The following is a 13,584-nucleotide window of genomic DNA, read 5'->3' on the forward strand; positions in this document are numbered from 1 at the left end:
TGAGAAAAGCAAATGTTCTGATGGACCGCGATTTCGTCATCGGCCAGACCGATCCGCGCCTGTTCGGCGCCTTCGTCGAGCACCTCGGACGTTGCGTCTATGGCGGCATCTACGAGCCCGGCCACAAGACCGCCGACGAGAAGGGATTCCGGAAGGACGTGCTGGACCTGGTGAAGGAGCTCGGTCCCACCATCATGCGCTATCCCGGCGGCAATTTTGTTTCCGGCTACAATTGGGAGGACGGTGTCGGCCCGATCGATAAGCGGCCGGCGCGGCTCGACCTTGCCTGGTTTACCACCGAGCCGAATACGTTCGGCACCAACGAGTTCATGGACTGGTGCAAGGTCGCGGGCGTCGAGCCGATGATGGCGGTGAACCTCGGCACCCGCGGCGGCGACGCCGCGCGCAATCTCGTCGAATATTGCAACCATCCCGGCGGCACCTATTGGTCTGACCTGCGCCGCGCCCATGGCTGGGAGAAGCCGCACGGCGTCAAGTTCTGGTGCCTGGGCAACGAGATGGATGGTCCTTGGCAGATGGAATACAAGACCGCGGCCGCCTACGGCGCCATGGCGCGGGAAGCCGCCAAGATGATGCGCTGGGTCGATCCGAGCATCGAGCTCGCCGCCTGCGGCTCGTCAGCGCGCAACATGCCGACGTTCGGGCATTGGGAAGACACTGTGATCGAGCACACTTTCGATCACGCCGAATACATTTCGCTGCACACTTACCTCAACAACTACAAGCAGGACACCGCCGCCTTCCTGGCCTCCCCCGACTTGATGGACAGGTTTATCGACGAGGTTGTCGCGATCGCCGATTCGGTAGCGGCGAAGCGCCGCTCGACCAAGCGGATGATGCTGAGCTTTGACGAATGGAACGTGTGGTACCGCACCCGGCGCAAGCGCGCCGACCGGGTCAAGGAAGGCTGGCCGGTGGCGCCACCGATCCTGGAGGAGATCTATACCATGGAGGACGCCTTGGCGTTCGGCGGCGCCTGCATCTCGCTGCTCAACCATGCCGACCGGATCAAGTCCGCCTGCCTCGCCCAATTGGTCAACGTGATCGCGCCGATCATGACCGAGACCGGCGGACCGGCGTGGCGGCAGACCATCTTTTTCCCGTTCGCGCATATGAGCCGGCTCGGTCGCGGCAAGGTGCTGCGCGCCCAGGTCGAGTCAGAGACCTACGATTCGGCCTATTACGATCCGCGCGGTACCGACGAGCAGACCTTCCCGGTCAGCAATGTGCCGTACCTGAAGCTGGCGGCGGTCGCCGGCGAGAGCGGCGGCCTCTCGCTGTTCCTGCTCAACCGCGACCTCAGCCAGGAGATCGATATCAGTCTCGAAGCCAGGAGTTTTGGCCGACTCGCGGTCGGCGAAGCGCTTGAATTGCGGCATGACGACCTCCAGGCGACCAACACCAAGGATGCGGCGGAGCGCGTCAAGCCGGCTCCGCTGCAGGGCGTGAGCGTGGAGGGCTGCCAGATCCGGGCTCGGCTGAAGCCGGCGTCGTGGAACGTGATTCATTTGTCCGCGAACTGACATCGGGATCCCGAGCCGGTGCGGTATTGCCGGCGCGGACAGCGAGGAGTCCAGCATGCTCGACAGGAATTCGGATCGGAAGAAGCGGACAAGACTTCCCAAGCCGGAGCGGGCAAGGGCCGCGCCGAAGTCGAACGGTATCCGCAGCTTTCTCAATGTCGATCCCGAGCAGCAGTTCGAGATCGTCCGCGGTCTCGCCTCGCCGGTGCGGGTGCGCATCCTGCGGCTGCTGCGGCGGCGCGGTCCGCTCAACGTCAACCAGATCAGCGAGGCGCTCGGGCTGCCGCAGTCGACCATCGCGACAAATATCCAGATCCTGGAGGAATCCGAACTGATCGACACCGAGATCGGTCGTGCCCGCAAGGGCCAGCAGAAGATCTGCACCGCTCGGTTCGACGAGATCGTGATCCGGCTCGATGGCGAGGGGACCAGTCGGCAGAAGGACATCATCGAGGTCGAGATGCCGGTCGGGCTTTACACCAGCTATAATGTCTCGGCACCCTGCGGGCTGTGTTCGACGAAAGGCATCATGGGCGTGCTCGACGTGCCCGACCTGTTTCTCGATCCGTGCCGGGTGCAGGCCGCCCTGATCTGGTTCGGGCGCGGTCATGTCGAATACAAGTTTCCCAACAACGCAAAAGTGCTGAACGCCAAGGTCGAGGCGCTCGAATTCGCGCTGGAGCTGTCGTCGGAGGTGCCGGGCACCAATGCCGACTGGCCTTCGGACATCAGCCTGTGGGTGAACGACGTCAAGGTCGGCACATGGACCTCACCGGGCGACTACGGCGACCGCCGCGGCGTCCACACCCCGCGATGGTGGAAGCTTGAAGGCTCACAATACGGCGCGCTGATCCAGTGGCACATTTCCTGCAAGGGCACCTACATGGGAGCGAAGAAGCTGTCGTCGGTGACCCTGGCCCAGTTGCGACTTGCCGAGCACCACTCGATCCGGCTGCGCGTCGGCATCGACGACGATGCGGCCCACCCGGGAGGGGTCAACATCTTCGGCCGCGGTTTCGGCAATCACAATCACGATATCCTGATGCGACTGCACCTGAAGTAGGGGCCGCCCCCTTCGGCGCGACCGGCTGCGTTGCGCGTGCCCTCTTAATCGGTACGGAAACTCGGAGATCGTGACGCCAATGCGAGAGGGGGCGAGCGTTCGAGGGCTCATGATCCCGCATCGTTTCATCCAGAACCTTCATTGCGGCCGGGGTCGCGGCGGTCTTCACCGTTCTCGCTCCAGAACGCCGCAACGAATTGGCTGAAACAAACGAGAACAAAACGGGACGGAAGTGCTCGTCACAGCAAGAAAATCAACAGCTTAGAAGACACTGCGTTCGGGACGCAGGGCATCACTCAGATCGCAACTTGGACCGAGTGTCGGTATCGGTGGTTGCGCCTCGGAGATTTGAACCTACGACGTTTGGTCCGTACGATCGTGCGCTCCGAGTGTAACTTTTCATACGACGAGGCCGCCGAAATTACGATCCGAGCGTTGCGGCCTAGGCACCGACAAAGCGCAGCGCTACTTTGCTTCTGACTTGATCGGCTTTTGCTTGTGCGATGCCACCGCAGTCGCAGTGGTCGAAGTCGTAGCCGGCGGCGCGCAAGGCCGTGGTACTGCACGGGCCCAGCCGGTACGGCGATGCAGTACTGGATCGAGGGCGGATCGAAGAAGACAAAATATTTGGAGAAGCCGGGATTGCTTCAATCAGTTGAAAAGAAAGGAAAATGCGCTAGTTCTATCGCATGGAATAATTGTCGGCCCAAAAATCGATTGGACCGATCGGAACTACAAAAATGAATGAAAGCAAGATGTTAGACAGACGCTTTGCTGTGGCGCCCTTGATGGATTGGACCGGGACATTTCAAAAAACGAAGCGCTATCAGTAGTTAAGTAAAGTCGCCTTCACACGTGCAGTACCAAATGCAGTACCGATCTGGTTTTCAGGTGTACGCAGGCGATTGATGTCGAAATTTGGTGTGCATTGGATCACTCGCGCGTAGCGCAGCGTACTACGCTAATCTTCGCGATTGTGCTCCTTCGAACGAAGGCGGCGCTCTGTCTCGTTATCGAGGAGCTGCGAATATCGCGCCCGTCGTTGTCACCGTTCGCTGCTTGGGCCAGCCGAATTTGAAAAGTTGAGCGGACGGTTCTCTACGGCTTTCGTCTCAACAAAATGCTTGAGGCCAATCGTCGCCAGAGCTCAATTCGCGGAATGAACGATTATGGAATGGCTGCTTGTGCCAGATACTGTTGCAAACGTCGAAAATCGATCAGCCTCGAAAACCGCGCGAAAGTTGATTTTGTACTTCTCTACCACTGCAGCGCTCTGTAGCGGCGCTATTGCCTAAAACGATACGGTCCCTCACGTCGCCGAATGCGAAAGGCATCGGCGGTCCTAAAAAATGCGTTCGTCGGCCACAAAGGACTTTTTCAGCAGGCGGGAATTTCCATCGATGGCAAGTCTCATGGCGGAAGGGAAGAGGAGCCCTCGCTTAAACAACTCCGCGCGCGACAATAATCAGTTGCCCGGTGCTCACATCGATTCTCTCAGGAGGAGATGGTTCGCTCGGGTGGCAGTAGATGCGAACCCACTCGAGTGCCTTTCCTGCGGCGTCGAGCAGCGTAAAAGTGTAGGTAAGCATCGGCGCATGCAAAGCGACGCCAAGAGCTGTTGCGACGTCGACTGGAGGGTTCGCCACACCGGCACGCCTGACCATCTCCGCTGGCGCAACTCCGGCTATTCTGAGTATGTCGCTCATCGGTAGATTATTGAGGTCCTTCAGCGCGTGGCGTCGGCCGAGTTCCGGGAGCTGGGCATTATAGCTCACGCTGTGGGGACGGCCCTGGTATCTGCGCAGCCGTTTGACCTGCCAGAGCTCGGAGCCATGTGGCAGGCCAAACGCGTCGCATGCCTCGGCGGGTGCGATATCGATTCCGCGCCAAAGAGCTTTGTACTTGTACGGCGTGGCGCTCATTGGAAAAATGACGGGTGCAGTTCCCAACGCATTGTTCGGCGCACGGATGACGCGCCCTTTCCGGCCGCGCCCGCGTTCAATGAAGCCTTCAGCGGTCAATTTCTCGAGCGCCCGCCGCGAGGTTATGACGCTGACGCCGAACCGCTTCGCGACCTCATCTTCGCCGGGAAAGGTCTCCCGGCCGACCCAAAGGCCGTCGAGAATTTCGTTCTTCAACGCGGCGTAAATCTGCTCGGTCAATGGAAGCACCGGCCGTCCGCGCGTCGGATCTTCGAGCATTTCGGATTCCTATTCCGCGTGAAGCGCCCCCGGGGCGAGGCATCCGCACCCTAGCAGAGTCACGGCAGTCGCACAGGCCCGGGTGGCGTTGACTCCAGCTAAATCATATGATCATATATGATTAAGGGAGTTGTTCATGAAGCTTGCGAGTTTTGAACTGAAGGGCCGGGCCGGCTTTGGGATCGTCACGCAAGACGGCGTCCTGGTCGCCAATGGCGACGATCGCTGTCCCAGGTCGATCAGGGGCCTCCTGAATCTTGCTCCCGGTCAAGCTGACGAACTCGCCGACCGGTGGCCCCGGGTCGATCTCGCCTCGGTCCGCTTGCTGCCGCCCGTTCTCGACCCCCAGCTCATTGTCGGAGTCGGCCTCAATACGAAGAGTCATTTCGAGGAAACCGCCGAGCTGATGAAGCGGACGCCGGGCGACTACCCGAGATATCCGCGGCTGTTTACGCGCACGAGCGACAGCCATGTCGGGCACGGCACGCCGATCATCATTCCGGGAACTTCCCATCAACTCGATTATGAAGGTGAGATTGCCGTCGTGATCGGCAAGGAAGGGCGCAATATCTCCGAACAGGACGCTCTGTCCCACATCGGCGGCTATGCCTGCTACAATGAGGGTAGCGTACGCGACTTTCAGCAACATTCGAACCAAGTCACCGCGGGCAAGAATTTCGTAGCCAGCGGCAGTTTCGGCCCTTGGATCGTCACATCGGATGAAGTCCCGGATCCAAGCCGGCTTGTTCTGGAAACTCGCATCAATGGCGAACTTCGTCAGAAGCTCACGATGGACGATCTCATCTTCAGCTTCAGTCAGCTGATCGCCTACATCTCGAAGATTTTCCATTTGCGGCCTGGTGACGTGATCCTCACGGGATCGCCGGCGGGCATCGGTGCGCTCACGAAGCGTTGGCTGCGCCCGGGAGATCGGGTGGATGTCACGGTTTCTACAATCGGTACGCTCTCAAACCCGGTGGCCGCGGAGTAGCGGTCGCACCGCCGTCGATGCCGGCGGCACATAGACGAGAAAGGTGGATGCATGATCGAGGAAGCGCTGAAGAAGACCGAAACCGCGCGCGTTCTTCCGCCGCGCCAGGTTCCGCGGCCCAAGGAATATGCGCATGTCGTGCTGAAGACTGCGCAGGTCGATGCGATGATCGACTGGTACTGCAACGTAATCGGCATGTCGGTCGTGATGCGGACGCCCGTCATCAATTTCCTGACGTGGGATGATGCGCAAGACCGGCTGGCCATCCTGCAGGTCCCGGAAGGGAAGGCGCCGAAAGCGGAAAACTCGAACATCCACCACATTGCATTTCACTATGAGCGGCTTGCCGATGTCGTCGCGGTATATCGTGCCGTCGGCAAGCTCGGAATCAAGCCGCACTGGTGCGTCAATCACGGCGTCGCAACGTCGATGTACTATCACGATCCCGACGGCAACAGCATCGAGCTATCCGTCGAGAATTTTCCAGACGTTGAAAAGCTCAACGCGTGGCTGTCAACGCGCGCCTTCAACCTCAATCCGATTGGTGTGACGCTCGATCCGGACGTTCTCGCGATGCGCGTGGAAGCAGGCGAATCGGAAGCCGAGATTCTCACGCCGCACCCGGAACACGCAACACGGCTGCAGGCGGAAATGCAGCGGCGCTCCGAGCGCACTTGATCGCAACAACGCGAAACCAAAACAACCACACGGGGGAATGCTCATGCCGAAAGCGCCGTACCTTGCGCCGCCCGCTCGTTCCGCAAACCGGGAGTCACGTCCATTCGCCGTCGCGGCCATCGCCGGCCTGATCGCAATGGTCGCGTCGATCCCCGCCGGGGCTGGACCGAAATACGGGCCGGGGGTCAGCGATACCGAGATCAAGCTCGGTCAAACGATTCCCTATAGCGGCCCGGTATCCGCCTGGAGTGTGATCGGCAAGACGCATGACGCCTATTTCCGGAAGCTCAACGAACAGGGCGGGGTTAATGGGCGCAAAATCAAGCTCATCTCGCTCGACGACGCCTATAGTCCACCCAAAACGGTGGAGCAGACCCGCAAGTTGGTCGAATCCGAAGAGGTTCTCGCCGTGTTTGGGTCCGTCGGGACAGCAACCAACACCGCGGTCCAAAAATACCTGAATGCCAAGAAGGTCCCGCAGCTGTTTGTCATCACCGGCGCGACCAAATGGGGCGATCCGGAGCACTTTCCGTGGACGATCGGATGGACGCCACCATACAAGATCGAGGCCGAAATCTATGCCGACTACATCAGGACGCTGAAAGATGCCAAAGTCGGTATCCTCTTGCAGAATGACGATTACGGCAAAGATTACGTCAAGCATTTCCGGGAGCGGCTCGGCGCTGCCGCAGATTCGATCATCGTCAAAGAGGCGTCTTATGAAGTCACGGACCCGACGATCGACTCGCGGCTGGCGACGCTGAAGGCATCGGGAGCCAATGTGCTGCTTGATATCTCGACTCCGCGCTTCGCCGCACTGGCAATTCGCGGCGTCAGCGCGATGGGCTGGAATCCCGTTCACGTCGTCAATCTCGCTGGTACCTCGGTCCAGGGCGTCCTTGCAGTTGCCGGGCTCGAGCAATCCAAGGGACTGGTCTCGACGACCTTCATCAAGGACCCTTCTGATCCCGCATGGGCCGACGATCCCGAGGTGAAAACCTTCAAATCGTTCTTCGAGAGCAATTTCAGCGCGGAGATGGCGGATATTGCAACGGTGGCCCAAGTTTACTCGATTGCGGCCACGATGGAGCAGGTGCTCCGCCAGTGCGGAGACGACCTCTCCCGTGAAAACGTCATGGCCCAGACGGCCAATCTGAAGAACTATCATGCGCCTCTGCTGCTGCCAGGTATTTCCATCAACACATCGCCGAAGGATTATTACCCGCTCGAACAGATGCAGATGATCAGGTTCGATGGCCAGAGCTGGGTCCGATTCGGCGAGGTCATCAGCCCCTGAGGCCCGCCGCGGGTGACGCCACGCGCTCTCAGAACCCATCAATGGTGGAAAAGAAATGGATTCACCTTCGTCCACGCAAACAGACACCGAAGTCCTAATTGTTGGTGCGGGGCCGGTTGGGCTGACGCTCGCCGTCGCGCTCGGTCGCCTTGGCATTCGCTGCATGCTGATCGAGCGTGCGGAGAAGGGCGGTATCCTTCCCAAGATGGATCTTTCGAATCCGCGGACGATGGAGATCTTTGGACGACTGGGCCTAGCTGACAAGATACGGCAGACTGGCTGGCCGCTTGATGCGAGATTCGACGTCTATGTCGGGCCGTCTCTGCGAGAGGAGCCCTACAAGGTGCTGTCGTATCCATCCATCAACGAGATGCAGTGGCAGATCGCTCAGTGTTTCGACGGCAGCATGCCGCGCGAGCCCTACGAACGTATCTCGCAATACAATCTCGAAGCGCTGTTGCGCCGGGAGGCTGAAGCCATCGAACATGTATCGGTTCACTTTGGCAAGGAACTGATAGCGCTGCAGAAGGGGGTGGATGACGTTCGCGCAACCGTCCGCACGTTCGACGGTCAAACGGAAGAACTGCGTGCGAGCTATCTGGTCGGCTGCGACGGCGGCAACAGCACGGTCCGCAGGCTGCTCGATATTCCCCTGTCAGGAAGATCGGCAGTTTCGCGGATGTTCATGATCTTTTTCCGCTGCCCCAAATTGCTGGAGCAAGCTGGGTTGCCGCCGTTCCGCCATTACTATTTGGCCGGTAAGCGTCAGGCCACACTGGTGGCCCAGGATGACCTCAAACGATGGTCTCTGCACGTTCAGATCGCGGCCGATACAGACGTCTCCAAGCTTGATCCCCGCGTCGAACTGCGGGAGGCGCTGGGGCTCGATCTCGACGTCGAACTGCTCTACGTAGGCGCATGGACGCCGCACCTCGTCGTCGCTGACAGATACAGCAAGGGCCGTGTCTTCATGGTCGGGGATGCGGTCCACCAGTATATCCCAACCGGCGGCTTCGGGATGAACACCGGAATTGCCGAGGCGGACAATCTTGCCTGGAAGCTGGCCGCGGTGCTTCGCGGCTGGGGCGGAGCGAGGCTGCTCGACAGCTATCACGACGAACGGCAGCCCGTAGCGGTGCGCAACTGCAAGGCCGCCGCATATGCCGCCGAAGGTGGCGCGGCTTGGCGGAGCCTGTACTCTCCCTTGGTGGTCGAAAAGACCAAGGAAGGCTTGCAGGCCTGGGAGTGGCTTGCACAGGCGGTCGATCAATATCAACGCCGCAGCCACGAGCAAAAGGGCATCGAACTCGGATACCGGTATGTTGGCTCCCCGATCTGCTTCGATGAAGCGGGCTCCCTGCCGGATCCGGACAGTCGTCTCTATCAGCCGACCGCGGCACCTGGCGCGCGGCTGCCGCACGCATGGCTCCAGCCAGGTGTGTCGGTTCATGATCGCATCGGATTCGGGATGACCTTGCTGGGGCTCGATGCCAAGCCGGCCCACATCGCGGCTTTTGAGAAAGCCGGCCGCGATCTGCGGCTTCCTCTGGATATGGTGCTTGTGAATGGGCGGCCGGACTTGCGCTCGCTCTACGGCGCCCGCCTGCTTCTGCTGAGGCCGGATTTGCACGTGGCCTGGCGCGGAGATCTCGCCGATGCGCCGGAGAAGATATTGTCGGTGAGCACTGGTAGCGCGCAGGCAACGTAGCGCGCTCGAAGCGGCATACACAGCGGCCCGGATTTCACATGTCGGGTCGCGGACAACGAACTGTTCACGAGCGAAGCTTCGCGAACCACGGGGGATACCAAATGAAGCTGAATGTTATCATCGCGAGTACGCGGCCAAATCGGATTGGTCCGTTCGTTGCAAACTGGTTTCACCGTTTCGCAGTCGAACATGGCGCGTTCGAACCGGAACTCGTTGACCTCGCGACGTTCGACCTGCCGATCTTTGACGAGCCCGCCCACCCCGCGCTAGGGAATTATGCGCATGCGCACACCAAGCGCTGGTCGGAAAGTGTAAAATCGGCAGATTCCTTGGTCTTCGTCATGCCGGAGTACAATTTTGGCCCGCCGCCATCGCTGCTCAATGCGCTCAACTTCGTCTATCGCGAGTGGAATTTTGCGCCTGCCGGATTCGTGAGCTATGGCGGCCTATCCGGCGGCACGCGCGCCGTGCAGGCGGTGAAGTCGACCATTTCCGCGCTCAAGATGGTCCCAATTCCGGAGGGCGTGGCCATCCCGATGGTCCCGGCACAAATCGTCGATTCAGCCTTCAAGGCAAATGATCTCAATGCCACGTCCGCGCGCACGATGCTTGATCAGCTCAAAATGTGGGCCGGGGCTCTTCAGCAGCTCCGCACGACCGCTCGCTAGGCTTGGCGCAGGATGGCAGCGATGCAAAAGGTCATTATCAGTTGCGCGGTAACGGGATCGGTACACACACCGACGATGAGTGAACATCTTCCGATTACGCCGGATGAAATTGCTCGATCGGCAATCGAAGCGGCCGAAGCCGGCGCGGCGATCCTGCATCTTCATGCGCGAGACCCGATAGATGGCAGGCCCACCGCTGACCCGGACGTGTTCATGCAGTTCTTGCCTCGGATCAAGCAGTCCATTGATGCGGTCGTTAACATCACGACTGGCGGGGGGCAGGGAATGTCACTGGACCAGCGTCTAGCGGCGGCTTTGCGCGCGGCGCCGGAGCTCGCTTCGCTCAATATGGGGTCAATGAATTTTGGAATGTATCCGGCCGCCGAGAAGTACGCGGCGTTCAAATTCGACTGGGAGCGAGACTATCTTGAGAGCTCCCGAAACTGGATATTTCGCAACACCTTTGGCGACATCGAGGCCATCCTTGAACGTCTCGGAAAGGGCCATGGCACCCGGTTCGAGTTCGAGTGCTACGATACCGGACATCTCTACACGCTTGCTCATTTCCTCGATCGAAAGCTCGTCCAGCCGCCGCTCTTCGTGCAGACCATCTTTGGAGTCCTCGGCGGGCAGGGTGCTGACCTCGAGAATTTGGCACATTGCAAGCGCATTGCCGACAAGCTCTATGGAGATGAGTGCCGATGGTCGGTGATGGCGACTGGTCGTCATCAGCTTCCGTTTGCAACGTCCGCTGCCTTGATGGGAGGCAATATTCGTGTGGGCTTAGAGGATAGCTTGTTTATAGGCAGGGGACGGCTTGCGAAATCCAATGCCGAACAGGTAACAGCAATTCGAGCGGCTCTAGATCGGCTTTCTGTGGAGATCGCGACGCCGGCTGAGGCACGCGAGATGCTTCTTCTCAAGGGAGCCGATAACGTCGGCTTTTAGCCCTATCGACTTCGGTCAGGCCTAGCGCCTACAACTGGTAGCCGATCTGCAGCTTCTGGAGCGCAGGCAGTCGTTCAGAGCACGCGCTCTTAATTATAGATGCCCTTAAACTTCTTGATCGCGCTCCAAAAGATTTCAGCCGCGTTGGTTAAGCGCGCGCGGGAACGAAACAGACAGATGCTGATTGCGATATCCCATTCTTCGCCCCCCGCTCTTATCAGCCGACCGCTCTGAATTTCGCTCTGAACGAGACTGTGGGGTGCCCAAGTGATGCCACGGCCTTCACGCGCCATGTCGATCAGCAACATGACCGGCGCTGAGAAGCTCGGGACCAGAACTGCTACAGGCTCCTTTGCAGCAAGGAACGAACTAACGATTCGTCCCACACCCGATCCCGGGTGGTAAGCAAGATAGGGTAGCGGTATCTTGCTAGAACCTGGTAATTGATAGCGAGGTGTCGGTTTTCGTCTACGGCCGCGCTGCGCGGTGAATTTCGATGCAGGTGCGCTGATCGGAATCAGCACGTCGGTATTCAACTCGATTCGCTGAAAGCGATCCGTATCAAGTCGTGTGACAAGCGTGGGGTGATAGTGAGTCAACAGAAAATGCGCTTGGGCTTCCAGCAGCAGCTTCTCACAGCCGGCAAAGTTGGAGGCTACTAGCTGTACAGCCGAATCAGTCCCAAATTGATCGACGTTTCGTATCCAATCCGGAAAAAACGTTTGCGAGAGCGCGTGCGTGGCCACAAACTGGATAGTCTCCGCCTTCAGTCGCGCCGCCTCCAATGCCTCTTCCCGGCCATTCAGCACTCTGCGCAGCACGTCCTCCGCTACGGGCCGAAAGCTTTGCCCGGCAGGAGTCAGCGTAACGATATGAGTGCTTCGTTCGAACAACGGTGTACCGAGCCATTCTTCCAGCGCCTTTATGCGACGGCTTAACGCCGGCTGGGTGACATGGCGGCGCGCGGCGGCGCGGGAGAACCCGCCCCCCTCAGCGACAGCAAGGAAATCCTCCAGCCAAATCAAGTCCATATGACGTTTTGTCCTCAAATCATTCCGATACGGCATTAGCGCCTGAAACGTCACTGGTCCAATGTAAACGGGATCGCAAGAAAAGAACAAAGTGCCATCGACGCATGGCGCGACGATGCCGTTGGAGGAAAGCAATTGCAGGTCGCCGCAACGCCGCTGTCTGAGCCTATCTCGAGGTCGGTTACCGAAGGCGGCCGCAAGCCGTTCTGGCGCGAGCAATATGTCCTGGTGGTCGCCGGCGCCGCGCTCGGCGTCCTGTTCGGCGCTATGTTTCCAGCCATTGCCGTCGAGTTCAAGCCGCTCGCCGACGGCTTCATCTCACTGATCAAGATGACGATCGCGCCGCTGATCTTCCTGGTCGTGGTCACCGGCATCGCGCAGGTCGGTGACATGAAGGCGGTGGGCCGCATCGGCCTCAAGGCCTTCGTGTATTTCGAAGTGGTGACGACGCTCTGCCTGCTGTTCAGCTTCGTCGTGGTGCGCTGGGCCGAGCCCGGCGCAGGCGTGGCCCATGCGACCGCGCAGCAGGCGGAGACCGTCACCCGCTATTCGCAAGCGCATGTCGGCTCGCTGTCGGCCTACATCCAGCACATGATCCCGGAAAGTTTCGTCGGCGCATTCGCCGCCGGCGATGTGCTCCAGGTGCTTGTGCTTGCGCTGCTCTGCGGTATCGGCCTGTTGCTGCTCGGCGAGAGGGCTGCGCCATTGCGGACCGGCATGGAACGGGTGACCGAGCTCGTGTTCAGCGTCGTCCACGTCGTGGTGGCGCTGGCCCCGATCGGTGCCTTCGGCGCCATGGCCTTCACGGTGGCGAAGTTCGGCGCCGCCACGCTTTACGCGCTGGCGCTACTGGTCGGCACCGCCTGGGCGATGATGGCGTTCTTCATCTTCGTCATCCTCGGCACGATCTGTCGCCTGGTCAGCATCCGCCTGATGGACCTGTTGCGCCTGCTGCGCACTGAGCTTCTGGTCGTGCTCGGCACCTCGTCGTCCGAAACCGCGATCCCCGGCATGATGGAGAAGCTGCCGAAGGCGGGCGTGGGACGTGCGGTCGCCGGCCTTGTCATTCCCTCTGGCTATTCTTTCAATCTCGATGGCGTCGCGCTGACGCTGCCGCTCTCCACCATCTTCGTCGCCCAAGTCTACGGCATCGAACTGACCGCCGCACAGCAGCTGAGCCTGTTCGTGGTGATGCTGTTCACCAGCAAGGGCGCGGCCGGCGTCACCGGCGGCGCGTTCGCTGCGCTGGCCGCGACCGTGGTCGCCGCGGGGCTGCCGGCGGAGGGGCTGGCGCTGCTGCTCGGAATCGACCGCTTCATGTCGCTGGCGCGCGCGATCACCAACACCATCGGTAACGCCGTGGCCGCCATCGTCGTCGCGAAGTGGGATGGGGAATTCAACCGGGAGGACTGGGCTCAGTCCACCGCTCAAATCCAGACGGTGAAGTAAGGATCA

The 13,584-nt window shown here is 60.0% G+C and carries 11 protein-coding genes; 9 read left to right on the forward strand and 2 right to left on the reverse strand.

Annotation, left to right across the window (positions count from 1 at the left end; translation table 11 throughout):
- Positions 1 to 20 precede the first annotated feature (20 nt).
- Together IVA82_RS11295 and IVA82_RS11300 are read left to right on the forward strand one after the other, a co-directional pair.
- A complete protein-coding gene (locus IVA82_RS11295) occupies positions 21 to 1,544 on the forward strand; it encodes an alpha-N-arabinofuranosidase (RefSeq protein ID WP_247391498.1) in 1,524 nt (507 codons plus the stop codon).
- Positions 1,545 to 1,599: 55 nt separating this feature from the next.
- Positions 1,600 to 2,607, forward strand: a complete 1,008-nt coding sequence (locus IVA82_RS11300; protein WP_247391452.1) for a helix-turn-helix domain-containing protein — start codon at positions 1,600 to 1,602, stop codon at positions 2,605 to 2,607.
- 1,439 nt (positions 2,608 to 4,046) lie between these two features.
- Here the strand turns inward: IVA82_RS11300 and IVA82_RS11305 are convergent.
- The gene (locus IVA82_RS11305; RefSeq protein WP_247391453.1) at positions 4,047 to 4,808 is read right to left on the reverse strand and encodes a GntR family transcriptional regulator; all 762 of its coding nucleotides are present in this window, start codon (positions 4,806 to 4,808) and stop codon (positions 4,047 to 4,049) included.
- A gap of 322 nt (positions 4,809 to 5,130) precedes the next feature.
- On the opposite strand from IVA82_RS11305, the gene IVA82_RS11315 reads away from it, so the two are divergent.
- From IVA82_RS11315 to IVA82_RS11340, 6 genes are all read left to right on the forward strand, one after another.
- Positions 5,131 to 5,799 (forward strand): fumarylacetoacetate hydrolase family protein, encoded by a 669-nt coding sequence (locus tag IVA82_RS11315; protein ID WP_247391500.1) that lies wholly within the window; start codon positions 5,131 to 5,133, stop codon positions 5,797 to 5,799.
- 51 nt (positions 5,800 to 5,850) lie between these two features.
- Positions 5,851 to 6,477, forward strand: a complete 627-nt coding sequence (locus IVA82_RS11320; protein WP_247391454.1) for a VOC family protein — start codon at positions 5,851 to 5,853, stop codon at positions 6,475 to 6,477.
- A 43-nt stretch (positions 6,478 to 6,520) separates the two neighbouring features.
- Positions 6,521 to 7,774 carry an ABC transporter substrate-binding protein gene (locus IVA82_RS11325; RefSeq protein WP_247391455.1) on the forward strand — a complete coding sequence of 418 codons (1,254 nt, stop codon included), beginning with the start codon at positions 6,521 to 6,523 and terminating at the stop codon, positions 7,772 to 7,774.
- A 55-nt stretch (positions 7,775 to 7,829) separates the two neighbouring features.
- On the forward strand, positions 7,830 to 9,482 hold the full coding sequence (locus IVA82_RS11330; RefSeq protein WP_247391456.1) for an FAD-dependent monooxygenase: 1,653 nt from the start codon (positions 7,830 to 7,832) through the stop codon (positions 9,480 to 9,482).
- Positions 9,483 to 9,583: 101 nt separating this feature from the next.
- Complete coding sequence (locus IVA82_RS11335) at positions 9,584 to 10,150, forward strand: NAD(P)H-dependent oxidoreductase (RefSeq protein WP_247391457.1); 567 nt, start codon at positions 9,584 to 9,586, stop codon at positions 10,148 to 10,150.
- 12 nt (positions 10,151 to 10,162) lie between these two features.
- Positions 10,163 to 11,098, forward strand: a complete 936-nt coding sequence (locus IVA82_RS11340; RefSeq protein WP_247391458.1) for a 3-keto-5-aminohexanoate cleavage protein — start codon at positions 10,163 to 10,165, stop codon at positions 11,096 to 11,098.
- An 89-nt stretch (positions 11,099 to 11,187) separates the two neighbouring features.
- Here IVA82_RS11340 and IVA82_RS11345 read toward each other — a convergent pair whose 3' ends face one another.
- Positions 11,188 to 12,264: a LysR family transcriptional regulator gene (locus IVA82_RS11345; RefSeq protein WP_247391459.1), complete on the reverse strand. Its 1,077-nt coding sequence runs from the start codon at positions 12,262 to 12,264 to the stop codon at positions 11,188 to 11,190.
- On the opposite strand from IVA82_RS11345, the gene IVA82_RS11350 reads away from it, so the two are divergent.
- Positions 12,265 to 13,578: a cation:dicarboxylase symporter family transporter gene (locus tag IVA82_RS11350; RefSeq protein WP_247391461.1), complete on the forward strand. Its 1,314-nt coding sequence runs from the start codon at positions 12,265 to 12,267 to the stop codon at positions 13,576 to 13,578.
- Positions 13,579 to 13,584: the final 6 nt, after the last annotated feature.

This window comes from Bradyrhizobium sp. 142 (assembly GCF_023074015.1).
Lineage (GTDB): Bacteria > Pseudomonadota > Alphaproteobacteria > Rhizobiales > Xanthobacteraceae > Bradyrhizobium.